This window comes from Paenibacillus sp. NPDC056579 (assembly GCF_042793215.1).
Lineage (GTDB): Bacteria > Bacillota > Bacilli > Paenibacillales > NBRC-103111 > Paenibacillus_S.
In genome coordinates this window covers 369,023-389,025 of the sequence record NZ_JBHTVD010000004.1, presented here as the reverse complement: position 1 = coordinate 389,025, position 20,003 = coordinate 369,023, and the positions used below count along the sequence as shown (strand labels likewise).

16 protein-coding genes are annotated in these 20,003 nt (G+C 47.7%); 5 read left to right on the top strand and 11 right to left on the bottom strand.

Annotated features, from left to right (window positions below; all coding sequences use genetic code 11):
• Positions 1-508: 508 nt before the first annotated feature.
• The 3 genes from ACFQ88_RS18625 to ACFQ88_RS18615 all read right to left on the bottom strand — a co-directional run bounded on the left by ACFQ88_RS18625 (position 509) and on the right by ACFQ88_RS18615 (position 5,681).
• Positions 509-2,302, bottom strand: a complete 1,794-nt coding sequence (locus ACFQ88_RS18625; protein ID WP_379455150.1) for an ABC transporter ATP-binding protein — start codon at positions 2,300-2,302, stop codon at positions 509-511.
• Positions 2,299-4,044 carry an ABC transporter ATP-binding protein gene (locus ACFQ88_RS18620; protein ID WP_379455149.1) on the bottom strand — a complete coding sequence of 582 codons (1,746 nt, stop codon included), beginning with the start codon at positions 4,042-4,044 and terminating at the stop codon, positions 2,299-2,301. The genes ACFQ88_RS18625 and ACFQ88_RS18620 overlap by 4 nt, the downstream gene beginning before the upstream one ends.
• A gap of 716 nt (positions 4,045-4,760) precedes the next feature.
• Entirely contained in the window at positions 4,761-5,681 is a 921-nt protein-coding gene (locus ACFQ88_RS18615; RefSeq protein WP_379455148.1) for a LysR family transcriptional regulator, read from the bottom strand.
• Between the two features lie 209 nt (positions 5,682-5,890).
• Between ACFQ88_RS18615 and ACFQ88_RS18610 the strand changes: the two genes are divergently transcribed.
• A complete protein-coding gene (locus ACFQ88_RS18610; RefSeq protein ID WP_379455147.1) occupies positions 5,891-7,162 on the top strand; it encodes an MFS transporter in 1,272 nt (423 codons plus the stop codon).
• 78 nt (positions 7,163-7,240) lie between these two features.
• On the opposite strand, the gene ACFQ88_RS18605 is transcribed toward ACFQ88_RS18610, so the two are convergent.
• Positions 7,241-7,942 carry an SDR family oxidoreductase gene (locus tag ACFQ88_RS18605; protein WP_379455146.1) on the bottom strand — a complete coding sequence of 234 codons (702 nt, stop codon included), beginning with the start codon at positions 7,940-7,942 and terminating at the stop codon, positions 7,241-7,243.
• Between the two features lie 352 nt (positions 7,943-8,294).
• Between ACFQ88_RS18605 and ACFQ88_RS18600 the strand changes: the two genes are divergently transcribed.
• Entirely contained in the window at positions 8,295-8,861 is a 567-nt protein-coding gene (locus ACFQ88_RS18600; protein WP_379455872.1) for a TetR/AcrR family transcriptional regulator, read from the top strand.
• Positions 8,862-8,967: 106 nt separating this feature from the next.
• Here the strand turns inward: ACFQ88_RS18600 and ACFQ88_RS18595 are convergent, their stop codons facing one another.
• The 5 genes from ACFQ88_RS18595 to ACFQ88_RS18575 all read right to left on the bottom strand — a co-directional run bounded on the left by ACFQ88_RS18595 (position 8,968) and on the right by ACFQ88_RS18575 (position 14,732).
• A complete protein-coding gene (locus tag ACFQ88_RS18595) occupies positions 8,968-9,447 on the bottom strand; it encodes a carboxymuconolactone decarboxylase family protein (RefSeq protein WP_379455145.1) in 480 nt (159 codons plus the stop codon).
• A gap of 77 nt (positions 9,448-9,524) precedes the next feature.
• Positions 9,525-10,430 carry an RNA polymerase sigma-70 factor gene (locus ACFQ88_RS18590; RefSeq protein WP_379455144.1) on the bottom strand — a complete coding sequence of 302 codons (906 nt, stop codon included), beginning with the start codon at positions 10,428-10,430 and terminating at the stop codon, positions 9,525-9,527.
• Positions 10,431-10,672: 242 nt separating this feature from the next.
• On the bottom strand, positions 10,673-12,928 hold the full coding sequence (locus ACFQ88_RS18585) for an ATP-binding cassette domain-containing protein (RefSeq protein WP_379455143.1): 2,256 nt from the start codon (positions 12,926-12,928) through the stop codon (positions 10,673-10,675).
• A gap of 213 nt (positions 12,929-13,141) precedes the next feature.
• Complete coding sequence (locus ACFQ88_RS18580) at positions 13,142-13,540, bottom strand: SRPBCC family protein (RefSeq protein WP_379455142.1); 399 nt, start codon at positions 13,538-13,540, stop codon at positions 13,142-13,144.
• Between the two features lie 529 nt (positions 13,541-14,069).
• Positions 14,070-14,732, bottom strand: a complete 663-nt coding sequence (locus tag ACFQ88_RS18575) for an MBL fold metallo-hydrolase (protein WP_379455141.1) — start codon at positions 14,730-14,732, stop codon at positions 14,070-14,072.
• A gap of 245 nt (positions 14,733-14,977) precedes the next feature.
• On the opposite strand from ACFQ88_RS18575, the gene ACFQ88_RS18570 reads away from it, so the two are divergent.
• Together ACFQ88_RS18570 and ACFQ88_RS18565 are read left to right on the top strand one after the other, a co-directional pair.
• Positions 14,978-15,994 (top strand): ABC transporter substrate-binding protein, encoded by a 1,017-nt coding sequence (locus tag ACFQ88_RS18570; protein WP_379455140.1) that lies wholly within the window; start codon positions 14,978-14,980, stop codon positions 15,992-15,994.
• 154 nt (positions 15,995-16,148) lie between these two features.
• The gene (locus tag ACFQ88_RS18565; protein ID WP_379455139.1) at positions 16,149-17,795 is read left to right on the top strand and encodes a helix-turn-helix domain-containing protein; all 1,647 of its coding nucleotides are present in this window, start codon (positions 16,149-16,151) and stop codon (positions 17,793-17,795) included.
• 203 nt (positions 17,796-17,998) lie between these two features.
• On the opposite strand, the gene ACFQ88_RS18560 is transcribed toward ACFQ88_RS18565, so the two are convergent.
• Positions 17,999-18,796, bottom strand: a complete 798-nt coding sequence (locus ACFQ88_RS18560; RefSeq protein WP_379455138.1) for a copper amine oxidase N-terminal domain-containing protein — start codon at positions 18,794-18,796, stop codon at positions 17,999-18,001.
• A 223-nt stretch (positions 18,797-19,019) separates the two neighbouring features.
• Here ACFQ88_RS18560 and ACFQ88_RS18555 point away from each other — a divergent pair, with 223 nt between their 5' ends.
• Positions 19,020-19,460: a hypothetical protein gene (locus ACFQ88_RS18555; RefSeq protein ID WP_379455137.1), complete on the top strand. Its 441-nt coding sequence runs from the start codon at positions 19,020-19,022 to the stop codon at positions 19,458-19,460.
• A 65-nt stretch (positions 19,461-19,525) separates the two neighbouring features.
• Here the strand turns inward: ACFQ88_RS18555 and ACFQ88_RS18550 are convergent, their stop codons facing one another.
• Positions 19,526-19,999: an SRPBCC family protein gene (locus ACFQ88_RS18550; RefSeq protein WP_379455136.1), complete on the bottom strand. Its 474-nt coding sequence runs from the start codon at positions 19,997-19,999 to the stop codon at positions 19,526-19,528.
• Positions 20,000-20,003: the final 4 nt, after the last annotated feature.

Here is a 20,003-nt window from a genome sequence, read left to right as displayed (position 1 = left end):
CAATAAAACTTCCCCAGAATGAATGATGGATAATTATGTGCAGAACTTGCCATGATCCTTGTCTTTTCTTCCTCCCTCTGATCAATTACATTTATTAACTTCTCTACTATGTACTTGATCGGTTCAATACTCATATAAATCCTTTCCATTCTTCCAGCTCGATCAAACAAGCTAAGTTTCCTTAATGTTGCGATAATTCTATCTTTATAGACGTGGTCTTCAATTACTTTTATGTCATTTATTAATTTGTTAATTGAACGATAATTAATTACCAAGCCTCTATGTAACCAAGATCTATACTTATGTCCTTTTCTAACATTATTACCACCCCCTTTTATTTATTCGTATCCGGAATACCCGCACAACGAGAACATATATTCTATTTTTACCATAAAATGCACCAATTGTACATTATTGGTTTGTTCTTATGAAATTGCGCCAAACCAACAAAAATGACCCCTATCCCATAATAAACAGGGTAAGGAGCCATTATTCGATGGTTCACAAATTAATATGCTTTCGCGGTACGCTCCGTTTCCTCCTCATTCGGTGACTCTTCCCCCTGCCATAATAGCTGCATCTCCGTACATGTCGCCAGCAGCTCGGACAATGTACCCTCGGCCTCGACCCTGCCGTTCTTCATCACAATAATATGATCCGCGCGTGCTAGTGCCGCTCTGCGGTGAGACACTGCGATACACGTCACATCCTGTTCTTTAAACAGTCGTTCCCACAGCAGCTTCTCGGTTTCTACGTCAAGCGCGCTGGATAAATCGTCGAAGAGCAACAGATCCGACTGCGTCAGCATCATTCTGGCCGTAGCTGCGCGCTGGATTTGTCCTCCGGACAGCATCACGCCCCGTGGACCAACCATGGTATCAAGCCCGTGTTCGAGCTGCTTCACATCTTGCTCCATCACTGCTAACCGAACTGAATAATCAAGCATATCTGGAGTTACATTGCTGCCTTGGGTGATGTTCTCGCGGAGCGGGTCGCTGAACAAGCGCGGCACCTGCGGTGTATATGCCGCTCTCGGCGGGATAAGGAATGTCGCCGGATCCTCTATCTGCATCCCATTCCATGTGACTTTTCCATCCGTTTTGGGGAGAAGTCCTAGCAGCGTCCGAACCAAGGTCGATTTTCCAGAGCCAATTCTGCCCGTAATGACCAGAAATTTGCCGCGCTCCAAATCGAAGCTGACGTCAGAGATTCCATTATGAGAATTCGGGTATCGATAGGAGAGCCCTTCCACCTCCAGCCGCTGCAAGGGTTCAAACGTGCTCTTGTCATAAACCGGCACATCGGGCGGCGAATGGTCCAGATAAATCGCATTGTGCTCGACTATGCTGTCTTCCTGGCCTGGACGAAACAGCACCCGCATCCGGTCGATTGCAACTCTCAGCTTGTTGTGCTGGAACACCATGTAGCCGAACAACGAGATGCTTGATCCGAACGAACCGACATACATCGTAAAAAGCGCAAAGTCCCCGACCGTGAATCGCCCTGCCTGCATCTCGGCAGCACACATCAACAAAATAATACCCGTGCTAATGCTAAGTACATGCTGGTTCAATGAGCGCATCCACTGCTTGAATAAATTATCTTTGAGCGCCGCCTGCCTGCGTGATTCATTTAGCGTTAAAAACCGGTTAAGAACATGGCGCTCGGCTTGCCCCAGCTTTATTGCTTGCACGGCGCTGAAGGTTTCCGCGATAAAACCGGTGATCCGTCCTGTCGCTTCGCGATTAAGCCGGCTGTATCTTTGCGCTTTGTTGCGGGATAAATTATTAAGAAGCGTCACGACCAGAAGCGGAAGAATCGCAACGACAGTGATCCCTACGTTGATATTAACCATGATGACGATGGCGATGACCGCGTACGCTAACTTCCCCCAGAAATCAACCCAGGATTCCACATACTCCACCACTTCGTCTACGTCTTCACGGAAACGAGTCATGGCCTCGCCCGGCGAAGCGGGCAGGTTGCGCCCAGGCCAGCGCATAATGCCAGTGAGCATATTGGTACGCAATATCGCTTGCAGATGGTACGTGTAGGTGATCCATTCATAGAAGGCAACGAAGAACACTCCGACTCTTCCAACCCGCACAAGCGCTATCAACAACAACGGTACCACAAGCCACATGAAGTTCTGGGACCCGCTGGCTACGCGGTCGAAAAACCACTGCATCCCCACTCCAAACAGCAGTGGAATAGAGTGAAACGCACACCACAGGAGTCCGTTGATTATAAATAACGTTAACCGATAGTGCAGCAGACGCCCTACAAACTGACCTACGGTCATGCCAATTCCTCCTGACGATCCGTTTGTAATAACTTTGCATAATATGAGTACGGGTTCTGCGCAAGCGCTTCCCTTTCTCCGAATTCGAGAATCCGTCCATGGCCAAGCACCATAATTTTGTCTACTTTCTCCAACGTGGACAACCGATGGGCAATGATGATCGCTGTGCTATGCTCCAGCAGCTGATCCACTGCGCCTTGCAAGGCGGCTTCTGTTGCCGCATCCAGTCTTGATGACGGCTCATCCATAATAACCAGGCTCGGTTTAGTCAGAAAAACTCGCGTCAGCGCGAACAGCTGCGCTTCCCCGGCAGATAACGAAGCCCCTCCGGCCGATAAATGCGTGTCCAGCCCGTTTGGCAGCTCTTCGATCCAGCTTCGTAATCCGAGCTTATCGGTCGTCGAGAGAATATCTTGTTCCGGTACGCTGTTGTCGAACAAAGTGAGATTATCCCTCAGCGTTCCGTCAAACAGTTGTACGTCCTGTGTGACCATGCCGACCCGGCGATACAACGCTGCGAGCCGCATAGAGCGTATGTCCACACCGCCTACTCGTATGGTGCCGCTATCCGTGTTATACATGCGAAGCAGCAGACGGCTGATGCTGCTCTTCCCGCTCCCGGTACGTCCTACAAGGCCCAAGCGCTCGCCTGGCTGCAAGGAAAAGCTGATGTCATGCAGCACACGGGTGTCTTTGTTGTAGCTAAAGCTCACCTGCTTGAACTCCACACCGAGAGCCCCGGCTGGAAGCGTTTCGCCATCCCCTTCTTCAATCTCGCTTTGCATCGATAAAATTTCACGGGAGCGGCGCATACCCGACTTCGCTTTTTGAAATTCCTGCACCTGATTGCCGAGCTGTTCAATCGGATCGTTCAGCATTTGCGTGTATTGGTAGAAGAGAAACAGAGTACCCAAGGAGACCTGGCCCTTCAAATACATATAAACGCCAAGCAGTAATACTACAGTCACAGCTAAGGCAAATAAGACGACCGTAGCGTTCCATGGAACTACTCGAAGCATCCATGCTTTTCTGCCGGTCAGGAACAAGGTGCGCATCGCTCGATGAAAACGGCTCATCACATACGGAACGCCACCGTTGGCCTGTACGTCCTCAATTCCGGCGATCCTCTCTTCGATCAATCCCAGCAAGGAGGCTTTGGCTTGGCGCTCGGCTTGCGTCGCAGCTACACCCAGATCGCGAATGTACACCATTACCCCGATGGAAATACAGGTGAACACAGTCATCACAACGGCAATCGGCCAATTATAGACGAACATATAGCCCAGAATGCCTGCCAGCAGAACGAAGCTGCCGATAATCTGCACGATAAACATAGAGAAAAAATTCGACATGTTCGTTACATCGCCGTCGACGCGTTCGATCATTTCGCCGGGTGTTTTGAGATTATGAAAGCGCATGTCGAGCCGGAGGCAGTGCTTAAGCAGATCGGCCCTAAGCTGATTGGTCGCCCGCCAAGCTACATCATTGCCCATATAGCTTATTGCTACAGTGAACAGCTGATTGCACACGGCTACAATAAGATACACACCGGCAAGACTGAGCAGATCGGTGACGATTCCTTTGGCGGATGCGGTGTCAATAAATTGCCGGACGATTTGCGGATGAATGAGCTGAAGCGCTGTGGAAGACAGCAGCATCCCAAGTAGAAGCATGAGCCTGCCTTTTACGGAGCGAAGATAACGAAACAGCCAAAAAATCGATAATTGCTTGTTGTAGTGCATAGATGTCCCCCCTTTTCTTTATGAATTGTATCGAAAAGAATGAAATAATCCCTCTTTGTTGCAACATAATTACCATAATACACCAATAGCGTATCGTAAAAGGTAGAAATTGATTGTTAGTAAAGGTGTCCCTCCTTACATTGAGTTAGCGAATCAGCTTTACGGTCAACTGAAATCGATGCTTGCAGCGGTGAAAGCGCTTGATAACAAGATAAATCATTTTCCCAAAAAAAAGTAGACTTATGTTTTTCTGTAAGCTATAATACTATTGTAAGGGATTGGAAATGGTCCCCTTGCTTAAATTATGTCTAAAACGATTAATCCCACAGTTGACTGTGGTTTTTTTTATTTCCCCTTTTATCCTTGACTCGAATGGAAGAAAACGCAAAGAGCCCGTCCTGCTGCATGACAAGACGGTTGACTATCGAGGAAGCTGGTATCCGGAGAGTTATTCATAATGTGATGATGGAGCCAGATTGATTATTATTGCAAAAGCAAGGTAACCAAATGTCATCAGTAAAAGTACATAACCTACCCATCGCAAATGATGTAATGATGATTTCGAGCGAAGAATTAATAGAAGTCCATTTCCAATCATTAGCGCTATTATGATCCCAAAATTGAACAAACCTGCACGCCCTCCCGTTATCGCGGCTAGAGTTAGATAAAGGCAACCGATCCTCGGCTGCCCTTGTTGTGCCTCCCAAATACTCTTCTTAATCGCCAAGCCCATCGGATTCCATCAGATGGTATGACTCCATTTGCTTTTCCACATGACGCATGAACAAATGGTCCAGACTATTCAAATACTCTTCCCGATACATCAAAAAAATTTGATTCAGCGGAAACGGATTGTGCTCAATTGGAATCGCGACCATCTCTCCCGACTCGATTTCCGTTTGCATATATAGCGGGCAGGACAAGAAAATGCCCAGCGTGCTCTTGATCCAGAATTTGATGAGCTGCAAATTATTCGTTTCATAATGAGGATCGTAGAGCATATTCAAATCTTTGATGGTTAGGTCGATTTTTTGCCGGTGAAGGCTGTCGGCTTCGTATAAGATGAGCTTTTCTTTTAAAACATCCTGCAGACTGAGCATATCGCGCTCCGCATAAGGATGTTCACGGGAAATGACCGCATAGGCAGGGTGAGCATAGAGCAATTTGAACGTAATGCCCGGATCGTTAGCCGTATAGCGGGTGATGCCGAGCTGGATATGCTTGCTTTTAAGCATTTTGATCTGCTCCTCCGTAGAGTAGCAATGGACCTTAAGCGCAATGCCTGGATGTGCAGCCATGAAGCTCTCCAGAATCGACGGAAGGATCGTGCCGGCGAACGAATTGTTGCAGCCCAAAGACAGCGTACCGGTTAGCCCCTGATTCATCTGCTCCACCGCTTCGCGTCCTTGATCCAGCGCCGCTAGCGCGCTAAGGGCATAAGGCAGAAACGCATGGCCTTCTTGCGACAACCGGACGGTTCCGTTCGCTCGTATGAGCAGCGGCTTGCCGAGCTCCCTCTCCAACTGCTTGATCCTGTGCGACACGGTTGGCTGCGGCAAAAACAGCTTCTCAGCGGCTTTGGATATGCTGCCGAGACGGTAGATGGTCACGAAGGTTAGAATCTGATCGAAGGTCATCTCATACCGCCTTTCCGGATTCATCAATAATATAACCGAATCGGTCAAAAGGATATTCAAAAAATGAATAAGATCATTCATTTTCGCTCATTTACTTGCCTTGCCATTCTTCATAGTATAGATAGTGCAAGCAGGCTTCCTTTGTAGGATATACCTGTGAGCTCACCATTTCAAGAGACCCACACTAGATAAATAGAAGGTGACTTGCTATGAATATGGAAAAAGCAGTAAGAGCCGTCGGGATTTACGGCGGCGGAGTTTTTTTCGGCGTGATGTCCGTAGCACAGCCGTTTTTTACTTTGTACGCCGAAGCCCTCGGCGCCTCTACGGCATTAATCGGCTTCATTGTGACCCTTCGAGCGTTGGTACCGATGTTTATTGCGATGCCGATCGGTCAAATGATCGATACGCTCGGTCCGATGAAGATGACAAAGATCGGCTGTCTGCTGCTTATTGTCTCCCTAGCGATGACCTCCTTCAGCACCACATTGCCGATCCTTGCAATCTCCCAAGTTCTGCTGGGCACCAGCATGATTATTATGGCATCATCGCTTCAAGTATTAGCATCGGACGGCGAGCAGGACAAGGAGCTGCGCAACAAGAACATTAACCGCTTCTCCATGTGGAACTCTGCCGGAAGTATGGCAGGTCCGCTGCTTGGCGGGTTGGTTGTTACTCAGATGGGCTCGTCCGTGTGGAGCTACCGTTCGGCCTTCCTGGCCTCGCTTATCGTATGTACTCTATGCTATGTTCTGATCATGCTAATCCGAACTCCGGGCAATTCCGTCATGCGCGGCAAAACCAAAGAGCTCTTCCAACCAAAAGAGATGCTGAATAGCTACGTGAGCGGCATTCACCTGACCCGGCACAGAGGAGTACAGTTTGGCCTGGTCGGCACATTCCTGATCATGTTCATTCAAGCGCTGTACGCCAGCTTCATTCCGCTGTATTTGAACAATCACGGTTATTCCGCCTTCGTCATCTCAGCGGTTATCTCACTGATGGGCTTGTCCGGGTTCGTATCGCGTTTCCTGCTGGGACGGCTGATGAAGTTCGCAGCGCTCGAGACGATCCTGATCTTCGCGGGCTGCATTGCCTCAGCCTGTCTGCTCTTCATCCCCGTTGCTTCTCTGCATTTGATCGGCATCGCCGCGCTGACGTTCCTGCTGGGCAGCTCCATCGGCATGAATTTGCCCGTGACGATTATGATTATGGTGGAGGAGACGAAGGAAACCGAACGCGGCAAAGTACTGGGATTACGGCTGCTTACCAATCGGCTGTCGCAAATGACGGCTCCCGCCATGTTCGGTCTGCTGGGTCAAGCGTTTGGCTTGACGGCGGCCTTCTACACCGGCGGCGGCATCCTGCTGGCAACGATGCTTGGCTTTGCCGTGTACAGCTCTCATCGAGCTCCTGCGACAAAAACCGAGGACGCTGCAGAGGCAACTGCGGAAGCTGCGGAAACTCCCAATCGGGCTTAACAGGTTATCAGGAATATAAAGTAAAGAGCCGCTCATGTGAAGGTTCGCATGTCGGCTCTAATTTTTTGCTTTGAATACTTAATTACCTAACTGGGGGTAAAGCGATGCAACCCCTCCGGAAAGGTTTTTTTGTACGTTCTGGCTTAGTTCATCAGCAACAATCTCATAGAGATCTGCAGCAATTCCGTCTATCGCGATTCTTGCGATATCCTTCGGATCAGACTTAGGAGCTTGGATACGAGTTGTCATGTCAGTGTCCATGTATCCGACGTGCAGTCCTGCAACTCTAATGTTTTTGGGAGCTAAGTCCAAACGCAGCCCATTGGTCATTCCCCATTCGGCCGATTTCGCGGCAGAATACGCTCCCGCATTATTGACGCTTAACCAGGATAGAACGGATAAGATATTCAGTATCGTCCCTCCCCCGTTCTTTTCAATAATCGGTGCGAAAGTGCGAATCATCGAAAGGGTGCCGAACACATGCGTATTGAATTCCAAGTGGATATCGTCAAGCTTTCCTGTGTAGAGAGAAGCCCCTGTAGAAGATCCTGCATTGTTGATAAGAAGAGTCACATCACTAGCCGCCTCCGCTGCTTTCTTTACGGATTCGGGATTTGTAATATCGAGCTGCACCGGAATTGCACCTGGTATATCGATGGCTTCTGGATTTCTCGCTCCGGCATAGACCTTAGCCCCTCTCGCTAACAGCTCCAGTACCAAATATTTGCCAAAACCCCGATTTGCTCCACTAACAAGTGCTATTTGATTAGAAATATTCATGGTTCTACTCCCTCTCGTTATTTATTCTTTTAATAATTTGCTAGCAGTGAACCGACGACTGCAACATGGTTGTTCCATATATCATTGGATCACTTCTCTTTAACTCCCGAACAAAAAACAAGCTGCTTACTTATCGTTCCCCTATGAGGAACTGGATAAGCGGGTGTAAATGCCTCATCTCCTCCGTTAAAATATGATGAATATAATATATTATGATCATCATATTTTAATTAGTCAATAGTGCCGCTAATTTATTTATTAAACTTGCTGGATAAGGCCGTAAAATTGACAAGTCTTTATTATGATGATTATAATATTTTGCAGGTATATTTTGAGCGAAGGAATGATGGCAATGCCTTATCCTGAAGGTCATAAGGAAAAAGTTCGAGGCCGTATCATCGAAAGTGCCGCCAAAGCCTTTCGTTCCAACGGGATTCGAGACATTAGCGTCCCGGCCATTATGAAAGGTGCCGGTCTGACGCACGGAGGATTTTATTCGCACTTTGGCAGCAAAGAACAGCTTGTCTCCGAAGCTTGCAGCTACGCAGTCAGCGATACGATTGCGCTTCTGGAGAAAGCAGCAGATAACGAGAAAGTGGATAACAAGATCCATGCTGTTATCGATTATTATTTGAGCCCGTACCATCGGGACCATACCGAGACAGGCTGTATCCTCCCTTCCCTCTCCAATGAAATTTCCCGTTCATCGGAAGAGGTTCGCCAGGTGTTCACCCATGAGCTGGATCGCATAATAGATTTTATCTCCAAGTTGGCTGAAACCGATAAAGCTACCGGAAGTGCTCTGCTTAGTCTTTTGATTGGAACGCTAGTCCTTGCACGTTCCGTTATTGATACTAAGTTGAGTGACAGCATCCTTGCCGCAGGAAGACAGCATGCCAGAGCTCTATTAAATTCCTAAATTTATCGAAATGAATTACGATTCGATAAAAAAAGCCGGCCATTTCGGCCGACTTTTTAGGTTCAACAATTTTTCTATAACGTGCAAATTATTAACTTGAAGCGGATTAGCTTAAGCCCGCTTTCTTCAGCCCAAACGCAGTATCAGCCGAACCCGGCACCGTCCTGAAGGCGACATTTACACGATTCCATGCATTAATCGCCATGACGGAGAACGTCAGATCCGAGATTTCTTGTTCAGAAAATTGCTCACGAACCCGGTTATAAATTTCATCGGGAACGCCTTGCTCCGGCAGCTTGGTCAAAATCTCGGTCCATGCCAATGCAGCCCGTTCACGAGGCTCAAACAGGTTCGATTCCCGCCAAATCGAGATGTGGTAAAGTCGAAGCTCGCTTTCTCCATGGATTTTGGCCTGCTTTACGTGCATATCCAGGCAAAATCCGCATCCATTCATTTGCGACGCTCTAATGTGAACGAGATGGAGAATTTTCTCCTCAATGGAGCTTTCTTTCTCAGCGCCGCTGAACTCCATCATTTTTTTAAAAAATTCCGGGGATTGCTGCATGTAATTTAATCGTTGTGTCATGATCGTGTGCCTCCTCATTTTTTATATTTACACTATTAAGACAATCGACGACTTCGATGTGTGACATGAATGAAATTTCAATTTAAGTTTTGTAATTTATCCGGATTCACAATAACATAAATTCGTTGAATGGCGGTTGTTGGGGTATCCCACTCAAAACAAATCACCCCGGATGGATCCCCATCTTTAGTCATAAGTATTCCCGGCTGATCATTGACCTCTACCAGACGTGCCTGCGACCCGGGAAATCGGCTTGCCGAAAGAGCCTTCAACAGCTCTAGCACACGTTCTCTGCTATAGATTGGATTAATTGCAGCAGATACTTTTCCTCCACCGTCGGAAATCAATATGACATCCTCTGTTAACATACTCACCAAAGATGGAATGTTCCCATTAGTTAGAGCCGATATGAAGCGATCGACCAGTTCCTTTTCCTGTTGAAGCTGCGATGAAGGTATTTCATCCTGTTGGGAGGACAGATCTACTTTTTTCTTAACGCGACTGTAAATTTTACGGCAGTTTACCTCCGATTTGTTCAACATTTCGCCTATTTCACTATGTTCATATGCGAAAGCTTCTCTTAAGATAAATACAGCCCGTTCCAATGGTGTAAGCTTCTCCATCAGGACAAGAAAGGCGTACGAAATCGTATCATGGCGTTCGACATTTTCCAGCGGGCTGTCTTCACCAACACGCACTGTCGGTTCAGGTAGCCAATTACCTACATAGCTGATTCTTTTTTTTCGTACTGATTTTAATTCGTTCAAGCATCGATTGATCATCATTTTGCTCAAGTATGATTTGATATTATGAATATTGTCGTTTAGATATCCGGGGATGCTTACGAACAAATCTTGGACCATATCCTCTGCATCAGATCTGGACCCCAGCATGCGGTAAGCTATTGAGAATAAATGTGGCTTGTATGTTCTATATAAATCTTCAATTTGATTAGTTGTGGGATCAAATGTATTGCTCTGCATCGTATCCGCCTTTCTTTGGATCGAAATTCTCCATCCATCCTATTGTTCTTAACTTCATGCTTGTTGTATTCATTTCTACAGATTTATTGCCTATACCTGTTAAGACAATTGACGGAGCCAATGTGTGACACAATCTCAATTAATTTTTACAGCTATTCCTATAAAAATAAAAAAAAAAGCCGCAATGAATGCGGCTTGGCTATAAAGGTGGGTCAAATGCATTACAGCATGGAATGGATGCTTTACTTCAAGTATTGGCCTGTGATCGATTGCTCCGCATGGACGATTTGTGCAGGTGTGCCCTCGAACACCACCTGGCCGCCATTACTGCCACCATCCGGTCCCATATCGATGATCCAATCCGCTTGACTGATCACATCGAGATTGTGCTCGATCACGATGACCGTATTACCGGCATCTACGAGACGGTTCATAATCTCGAGAAGGTGACCGATATCCGACATATGAAGTCCGGTTGTCGGCTCGTCCATCACATAGATGGAGCCTTTCTTGTGCAGCTCGCTTGCCAGCTTGATGCGCTGGCATTCCCCGCCTGATAGCGTGCTCAGCGGCTGGCCGAGGGTAATATAGTTCAAGCCCACATCACTCATCGCCTGGAGCTTGCGAACGACTTCTTTTAATTCAAAAAAGTCCAAAGCCTGCTCCACCGTCATCTCCAGCACTTCTGCGATGGATTTGCCGTTCAGCTTGTAACCAAGCACCTCTTCCTTGAACCGTCTGCCTCCGCATACTTCGCATGGCAGCTTCACGCTCTCGAGGAAGGCAAGATCTGTATATACCACGCCAAGCCCTTGGCAGTTCTCGCATGCTCCTTTGGAGTTGAAGCTGAACAAGCCTTGGTTGACTTTGTTCGCAGAAGCAAACGCTTTGCGTACATCATCCATAATACCTGTGTAGGTCGCAGGATTCGAGCGGGTTGACACTCCTACCGCCGACTGGTCGATGACGATTGCTTCCGTTTGCTCGCTCAGAAATACTTCGTTAATCAGTGTACTCTTGCCCGAGCCGGCGACACCGGTAACTACCGTCAGCACTCCGGTCGGAATATCTACACTCACATTCCGCAGGTTGTGCAATGTGGCATTCTGGATGGCCAGCTTGCCGGACGGCTGTCTGCAATCTTGCTTCAGCTGAAGCGCACGCTTCATATGAGTGCCAGTCAGTGTATCTGACCCCAACAGCCCCTGGAAGTTTCCTTCGTATACGATGGTGCCGCCGCGGCTTCCGGCATAAGGTCCTACATCGACGATATGATCCGCCACCCTGATCACGTCAGGATCATGCTCGACAACAATCACGGTATTGCCCTTGTTGCGAAGCTTCTGGAGCAATTCATTTAACCGGTGTACATCACGGGGGTGCAAGCCCACGCTGGGTTCATCGAAGATGTATGTGACATCGACCAGGCTGCCGCTCAGGTGCTTCACCATCTTGACACGCTGCGACTCGCCGCCGGACAACGTATCCGTCTCGCGGTCTAGCGTCAAGTAGTCCAGCCCGATATCCACCAAATGCTGCAAACGCTCCGTCAGCGACTTGATGACCGGCGCAGCGACTGGATCGTTAATTTCCCGAATGACACGGATCAGCTGCCCGACCTCCATAGAGGACATCTCCGCAATGTTGAGTCCATTGATCTTACAGCTGAGCGTCGCCTGACTGAGTCTCGCTCCGCGGCAGCTGGAGCAAGGTCCTTCGGAAATGAACGGCGCCACTGTTTTTTGTGTACGCTCGGATTTCATCTTCAAATCCTGCTTGATGTATTTGTTGGTGAACTTCTCAATGACGCCTTCCACTGTAATGTTCGTCGCTTTACCTGCAAAGTCCATCTGGACTTTCCTCGCTTTGGCGTACAGAAGCTGCTCCATTTCTTCCTCTGAATAATCGCTCAGCTTCTTGTCGAGATCGAAGTCTCCCGCCTGAACGATCATATTCCACTCCCAGCTGTTCACCGAATAGTCCGGCAGCATAATAGCCCCTTCATTGAGCGACTTGGACATGTCCACCGCCTTGCTCATGTTGAGGCCCAGCCTGCGGCCGATTCCGTTGCATTCGGGACACATTCCCTGAGGATCGTTAAACGAGAACATGTGCGCTTGTCCAACATAGGGCTGACCCACTCGGGAGAAGAGAAGACGAAGTATCGGGGAGATATCGGTAATCGTACCCATCGTGGAATGGGAGCCGCCGCCGAGCCGCTTCTGATCCACAATAACAGCCATGCTCAGGTTTTGAATCCCGTCCGTATCCGGCTGTGGAACTCGGGGCAGGAAGTTGCGCACGAACATACTGAAGTTCTCATTCAGCAATCGCGTGGACTCCGCGGCGATCGTATCGAAAACGATCGAAGATTTGCCGGATCCGGATACGCCGGTGAAAATCGTGATCTTCCGCTTGGGAATGTTCAAGGATACGTTCTTAAGATTGTTTTCCTTCGCACCCGAGATAACGATATACTCCTGATTTGCTTCGTTCATGCTTGCATCCCTCCATTTGTGTTAATTTCTACATTTATTCATTGTACCATTTATTGCGTTAAGAAAAGTCTAGACTTGTCTAATTGTCTTAACCAGACATAAACCGGCCTGCAAACTGCATGCAGCCGGTTTATGCGGATTTGGAGCAAAGAAATTTCAATTGCGGTACTCTCTACTATCATTAGGAAGATGAAATGGTAATACCAACTGCGGTTATTGCTCCAACACCTTTGCAAGCTCTCCGCACCATTGGCTCCAGCCATGTCTGGCGCCTTCGACTCCATGAACATTGGAGAATCCGGTTTGATCGAGATGAAGATTAACCTTACCTTCTCCTAAATCCTGTAACGTCCAAGTGACCGTGTGCTTCTCCCCTCCGCTAGCCCAAGAATAGGACAAACGGTTTGGCGGATCTACGATAAGTACTTCGCCTTCAATTAATCCGTCCCAATATTCGGTCGGCTTCGTGCGAAACTGAAAGCGATGACCAACGACGGGCTCAAAATCATTTTCCATGACCCATTTAGCAAGCGTCTTTGAATCGGTAATTGCGGACCACAGCTTCTCGATCGATGTTGTGTATTGAAAATCCAAAGTTAATGATAAACTCATATTCTTCCTCCTCAAAAACGTTGTTTTTATTGCAGCATATTAGTGCCTCAGAGATTTCTGTTAAATTCAAGCCAATCTTGCCATAGAGATCCCATAACTTGCTGTTCCCGCTAACGCCACCCTTTCTGGAATATTATTACCAAGGGACAGCCATTAATATCGCCACCTCCTCTATTTGCTTCAATAATTGGACACCTTTTAGTGACACTTTGATTATAGGTCACCATTTGGTGTCGTGTCAATAACAATCATATTGCGGTAAAAAAATGAAGTCACTCCGCATTAGAGTGACTCCTTCCAGCTTCCACCTCTTCAGTTGTATTATTCTGCTCCCACTCTTTCCATAACATCGCTCCAAAAAGGGATCCTTTTAATACTTTCAAAATCTATTTCATCATATTCCTTCAAACCGAACTCGATCATGTACCACACAATCGTGCCCATCAGCACAGCAAGGCCGCCAACTTTATGCCGGCAGCCGCAGCTTGATCCAATTCAGCTAACGTTCTCCGCCAGCGTAACCACTTCGTTAACTTTTGCTAAGATCTGCTATCTGCTCCTTCACATTAGTATAACTTAATCCTCCGTGGTAACAAACCACAGCTTCGATGTCAAAGTCTGCATATTTGTTCAACGAGCGCCGCGCTGCTTCCATATCCAGAGTAGTCGGAGCATGAATTCCCCCGAGCATTCCGTCGACACTGTACATCGAATCCCCGGCGATGAGAGTCTTGCTTTGACATAAATAAAGACTGATATGGCCGGGCGTATGCCCGGGAGTATGAATAACGCGAATTCCGCCGCAAAACGGCAGTTGCTGTCCATCAACCAAGGTTTCGTCCACCTTGCCCTTCGGCGGGTTCTCGAGGTGACTGTCTTTAATAAGAGGGATCTCCCCCTCTATATACGGCTTATCCAGCTCGTGTGCATATACTTTAACCTTAGTGCCGCATTGCTTTAAAATCTCAGGGAGACTGCCTATATGATCCATATCCTGATGTGTTAAAATCACCGCTTTCAGCTTGTCGAAGGACACTCCAACGTTGTCCATGGCGGCACGTAAATCTTCCATTTGCCCCGGGAAGCCTGTATCTATCAAAACGGCCATATCTTGATCCCACAAAAGAGTCGGATGAATCATATTCCCATGAAAATCTAGATGAAGCATCTCTACGCCCTTACATACTTCCATAATTTTAGACCTCCGTGAAATATATTTTGTACGTAAAATTATTTTATTATGTAGATTTAGCTGTTGTCAACATGTTAAAACGTATTTGTAGATATCTTCACATTCCTCTGCGGTAGGCTTATTCTCAGCTCAAAAAATGTGCAAAACCCCTCCCAAAAAATCCATTGTCCATTGTCAGCAGATCCATTATGATGTACCTTGGACTTCATTGAGAATGAATATCAATACGGAGGGATTTCAATTTCATGACTAAACTTCGCAATCACATCGCTGTCTTCACTGTTCTAACGATGCTGGCGCTGCTGCTCGCCTCTTGCGGGGCAAATTCGAATTCGGCAGGCTCCCAGCACAGCACAGAGAGTGTTTCAACCGGCTCCGCCGATCCATCCAAACAAACGGAACCGGCAACCCGTACTTTCAAGGATGCCAAGAACCGGTCCGTAGTCATTCCACAACAACCGCAGCGGATCATCGCCCATTATTTTCCCGCCGAAGCAGTCGCACTCGGTATAAAGCCCATTGGAACCAATCTCGTTACCGCAAGGCAAATTTTGTCTGAAGATCAGCTCAAAGGCATAGAGGATATTGGAGGTCAAGGTACGGAACCCAATTTGGAAAAGGTGCTGGCGCTTAATCCTGATTTGATCCTTGTACCGGACTTCCTCGGGGAAGCCAGTATTGAAGCCTTGTCGAAAATCGCGCCGACTGTCGCAGTAAGCTATACGATCGATGTGTTCAGCAGGCTGCAGCTATTGGGCGATATTACCGGCAAAGCAAAGGAGGCGGAAGCCTGGATTAACTCTTACCGCTCCAAGGCGCAGGAGAAACGTGAGCAGCTGAAGTCGTATGTGAAGCCAGGCGAGACAGCGACGGCGCTCAATTATTTCCAGGATAAAAAGCTGTACGTATACGGCAATCAGCGGCTAGGCGCAACCATGTACGACGCACTGGGCTTCCAGCGAACGGAGAAAGCCAAGCTGTTGTTCGCGGATAATCCCAATGCGCTATGGCAAAGCATCTCCGCTGAGGTGTTACCGGAAGTCGTAGGCGATACGATCTTTATTGTGGTCAATGATGCGAATCCAGATATCAAGAGCGGTGTTGAGGAGCTGCTGCAAAGTCCATTGTGGAAAAACCTTCCCGCGGTCAAAAATGGCAGAGCCTACATCGTAGGAAATAAATGGTCTTTCTACGATCCCATTACTCTCGATTGGCTGCTTGATGAAATGCCTAAAAAGCTGATGACCAAATCATCAAATTAAGAAACATATCTGAATAACCGGTAAGCGTCATTTGAAACAAAAGCTATATCCGTTTGCATAACGATGATACCATCTTTCATCCGAATGAGGGTGCTGGTATACTGGTGGAATAGAGTGATAATCGTTCTCATTGGTAAAGAGGAGTGTGTATAAGATGAATCGCCAAGAGACATCCCCACTGCCTTATGCAGCGCCTACATTTACATTCATATCAATAAGCCTGATCTGCCGGCCGAATGCTACTGCCACTCAACCCGACTTGCAGCATAAGCTGGAGCATTTCGGGCTGTTGGCCGTGGCGGGAGGCCGCGGCCTCCTTTCAACGGCTGAACGCGACTATGATTTGAAGGCAGGAGCTTCCTTCCTTTGGTGGCCAGGTACCGTCCTGCATATCCGTGACTTGGACCTAACCGGACTGGAATTGTACCTGCTCCAATTTAATGTAGACAGATCCGATAGTCCCATCGGGCCGAGAGATGCCGGTTGGCTTTGCTGCGGCCCTATCGTCTATCGTCCTATTCATCGGTTGATCGCATGGCTTAAGAGCTTAAACCTGGAATCCAAGCAGGATTGCCTTACCGGCCATGCTGATTACGATCGTGAACCGGATCAGATCCGTGCACTGCGGAAGCATATCCGATTCCAGGAAATGCTGTTAACCGTACTCGAGCAAAATCTTCCCTCCCCCAAGGAGGACATCTCTGCACGGGAAGCGGTAGAGAGTATGATCGGCTTCATGAGACAGTCCTATCATGAGCAATTCTCCATCGAACAACTATCGGCGGCGGCTGGCATCAGCCGCTGGCAGTTCAATACCATTTTTAAGCAGCTGACGGGCTCGACACCCGTCGATTATCTGACGCAGCTGCGCATCAGCCGTGCCAAGGAGCTTCTCAACGTCCCCGGCCTCTCCATCAAGGATATCGCTCAGCAGACCGGATTCAGGGACGAATTTTACTTCTGCCGGCGGTTCAAGCAGACTGTCGGCGACTCGCCGCGTCAATATGCTCACCTAAGAGAGACAGGCCCTCGAGTCTGTACATTCCAATATGTCGGTGAACTGCTGATGTTGGGTATAAAGCCCGTCGGAGCGAATCTGGGGAGTCTGAACCACTTCCTTGAGGAAGCGGGTGATGGTGTATATGCAATTGAGGAGCCTGTGAACGAACGTAAACTAATCAGCTTAAAGCCCGATATGATTTTGTACCCGGACATCGCCTCGCAAAGGCTGGTTCAACAATTAGAAAGCGTAGCCCCTTCCTTCCCGATCAAATGGCATGACGATGTGTATACCAGAATGAGAAAGCTTGGCGACTTGCTGGACAAGCGCCAGATAGCGGAGCAATGGATTGAGGGATACGAAGCCAAATCAAAGCGGACACTGGCGCGGCTGCGACGCTATGTCCGGCCGGGAGAGACCGCTGCAGCCTTTATCTATGACGAGCGGCACCAAAAGCTGTTTGTATATGGAGCCCATAATTTCGGACACACACTATATCGGGCTCTCGGTTTCGTTCCGCCGGTCAAGGTGCAGGAGCTGATTCAACGTGATGATTCCTTTCGTTGGATCGCTATTGCGCCGGAGGAGTTATCGCTCTACGCAGGGGAGCATGTGTTCATGGCCGTTTCGCCCGAGGCAACCGTTAGTGAGGAAGTCCGTGCGATATTGGGCAGCAAGCATTGGCTGAACCTGCCAGCGGTTCGCTCCGGACGCGCCTATATCGTTGAGCGGCGCTGGGCACTATACGATCCGGTTACGCTGGACCGGCATTTGGATCATGTCGAGTCGCTGTTAACTTAGCAAGTTGGTATAAATACGGGTCCATGCATAGTCCGTGCTGTTTTTCATTCATAATGCCTTTCACTTGCACCACAAAGAGCGGCCTTCGTACGATGGAAACAAAGTAAGGATCTAACCCCTTACCCCCTTAATCCCATCAGGATAGAGGTCGCTCTTTTTTAGAAGCTAAAGTCAGACATGGTGAACATGTGGCAACTTTCGTATTATTTCATTGCCATTGGTACAACAACATATTCCTTGTCACGGATAACCGGCGAAAGAACCCAATTGTCATATTCATCCGAAATGATCTTTTGTTTCACTTTCACACTAACATCCATATCTAAATCCCCATTCACGGCTTGCTCATTGATTAGTGTGGGATGGCTTACCCAGAAATCCAACGTGAACTCCACGATAGCTTCCTTTCCCTTATCATCGACTGTTATTTTGTCCAATTGATATCCGTTGTTCTTTGTCCCGCTGCTTCTAGTGATAGCCTCGACAAAATCGTGAGCGCTTTTGGAAAAAGCATAGCTTTCTACGACTCTCTGGATCTTCAACTCGGCAGATTCGGCCGTATCCGTGGAAATCATGACTTGATATTTGTCTTGGTCCCAAGAGACTGTAGCGCCAGACGCCTCTGCAACAAACCTCAGAGGGACTAACGAATTCCCATTAATGATCAGGGGCGCTTCATCGAGGAAATAAGTAATATAATTTGCCGATGCGACGGTGCTTCCAATGACTAAGCTAATCTTGCTTCCGCCTCGTTGAGCTGAAATCCTCTGGGCTGCTTCGTCCCAGCTTACCAAGTATCCGAGATTTTCAAACAGGGTTCGAAAGGGAACTAAGGTTACTCCATCCAGCAGTACAGGCTTTTGTTCAAAAATAAGTCTCTCGCCATGCAAAGTAACCGTGATCGCTGATGCATCGCTTTCCGCAAAAGCCTGCGGGTTATTCAGGTAAAGAGCCAGTAAAAAAACTAGAAAGCACTGGCGAAGGGATACATTCAATCTCATTTCTCATCCTCCACAACGGTAATTAACTATAGGGTTGACCCATTAATCAATTTATCATTATGAGGATAATCTACCAGTCACTCTTAGACCATTTTTATGAGTCGATATGACTTAAATAGCCACTACATCAGCGCTGCTAGCTTGCCGGAAGCTGAAACTAAACCCACCAAAAAACATACCATATATTGCAATATCATTCATTTTTAATAAGGCGGTGGCGTGTATGGAAAACGATTCGTTCTCTGGACTCGATCTGCTCAAACTGCTGCTGATTGTTCCCTTCATTCTGGTCGCTTACTTTGTGATGTACTTTATTGGAGGATATCTTTTGCTTCTATTCACCAATGGCCTAGGCAGCAGCGACTTTCGTTTTATAATGATGCATCTGTATCTTGATGTCTTGTGTGCGTTTGTGCCAGTTTATTACAGCTGTATCCTCGCTCCCCGCTTCAAATTATTCATCGCTTTTGTATTCATGGTTATCATCGCTAGCAACAGCGGCCTCTATACGGAAACATTGGGTAATGCGCATGTGTTTATTCCATCGGCCTGGAAAGCCCTTTTTACTCAAATCGCCGTCATCTGTGCTGCAGTCATCCCTTTCCTCCTGTTATTCGGCCGATATGTATTGAAGACGAAGCTTGACCGGTCTGCTGATATGTGAAAATGAAAAAGCGATAGCCCTGGATGAAACAAGTCCCGGCTATCGCTCTTAGATTATGTAGGCTCTCAACTCATACTCGCCAAAAGCTCCTCAAGTCGATCCATAGTCTCTTCGGCACCTGGAACGGCATAGGTTTTCACCTTATCGAATACTTCGGCGCTTTCTTCAAAGACGGTTCCATAAGTCAGTTTGGTTTTGCCGTCCAGATCCTCGAAAAGGGCCGTCGCCACAAAATGGGGAAACACTGCATGTTTGAAGACGATTCGCTCGGGTTTAACGACTTCGATAATCTCGTTGGTGTTGGGAAAATTAACGCCGTCCGGACCGTGCATGGTGAACTGCCAAGTACCGCCCGGCTTCATTTCAAACTTTTCGAACGTTGTCGTAAAGCCTCGAGGTCCCCACCACTTCGACAGGTGTTCTTCTTTCGTCCAAGCATCAAATACAAGATCACGTGGAGCATTAATTACGCGGGTAATCACAATTTCACGATCACCTACATGCGCTGCATTTTGACTGGTATCATTACTTTGGTTCATGTCA

What these genes read in the sequence shown, in the direction of transcription:
- ACFQ88_RS18625 (WP_379455150.1), bottom strand. Translation starts at nt 2,302, where the DNA reads ATGACCGTAGGTCAGTTTGTAGGGCGTCTGCTGCACTATCGGTTAACG.
- ACFQ88_RS18620 (WP_379455149.1), bottom strand. Translation starts at nt 4,044, where the DNA reads ATGCACTACAACAAGCAATTATCGATTTTTTGGCTGTTTCGTTATCTT.
- ACFQ88_RS18615 (WP_379455148.1), bottom strand. Translation starts at nt 5,681, where the DNA reads ATGACCTTCGATCAGATTCTAACCTTCGTGACCATCTACCGTCTCGGC.
- ACFQ88_RS18610 (WP_379455147.1), top strand. Translation starts at nt 5,891, where the DNA reads ATGAATATGGAAAAAGCAGTAAGAGCCGTCGGGATTTACGGCGGCGGA.
- ACFQ88_RS18605 (WP_379455146.1), bottom strand. Translation starts at nt 7,942, where the DNA reads ATGAATATTTCTAATCAAATAGCACTTGTTAGTGGAGCAAATCGGGGT.
- ACFQ88_RS18600 (WP_379455872.1), top strand. Translation starts at nt 8,295, where the DNA reads ATGCCTTATCCTGAAGGTCATAAGGAAAAAGTTCGAGGCCGTATCATC.
- ACFQ88_RS18595 (WP_379455145.1), bottom strand. Translation starts at nt 9,447, where the DNA reads ATGACACAACGATTAAATTACATGCAGCAATCCCCGGAATTTTTTAAA.
- ACFQ88_RS18590 (WP_379455144.1), bottom strand. Translation starts at nt 10,430, where the DNA reads ATGCAGAGCAATACATTTGATCCCACAACTAATCAAATTGAAGATTTA.
- ACFQ88_RS18585 (WP_379455143.1), bottom strand. Translation starts at nt 12,928, where the DNA reads ATGAACGAAGCAAATCAGGAGTATATCGTTATCTCGGGTGCGAAGGAA.
- ACFQ88_RS18580 (WP_379455142.1), bottom strand. Translation starts at nt 13,540, where the DNA reads ATGAGTTTATCATTAACTTTGGATTTTCAATACACAACATCGATCGAG.
- ACFQ88_RS18575 (WP_379455141.1), bottom strand. Translation starts at nt 14,732, where the DNA reads ATGGAAGTATGTAAGGGCGTAGAGATGCTTCATCTAGATTTTCATGGG.
- ACFQ88_RS18570 (WP_379455140.1), top strand. Translation starts at nt 14,978, where the DNA reads ATGACTAAACTTCGCAATCACATCGCTGTCTTCACTGTTCTAACGATG.
- ACFQ88_RS18565 (WP_379455139.1), top strand. Translation starts at nt 16,149, where the DNA reads ATGAATCGCCAAGAGACATCCCCACTGCCTTATGCAGCGCCTACATTT.
- ACFQ88_RS18560 (WP_379455138.1), bottom strand. Translation starts at nt 18,796, where the DNA reads ATGAGATTGAATGTATCCCTTCGCCAGTGCTTTCTAGTTTTTTTACTG.
- ACFQ88_RS18555 (WP_379455137.1), top strand. Translation starts at nt 19,020, where the DNA reads ATGGAAAACGATTCGTTCTCTGGACTCGATCTGCTCAAACTGCTGCTG.
- ACFQ88_RS18550 (WP_379455136.1), bottom strand. Translation starts at nt 19,999, where the DNA reads ATGAACCAAAGTAATGATACCAGTCAAAATGCAGCGCATGTAGGTGAT.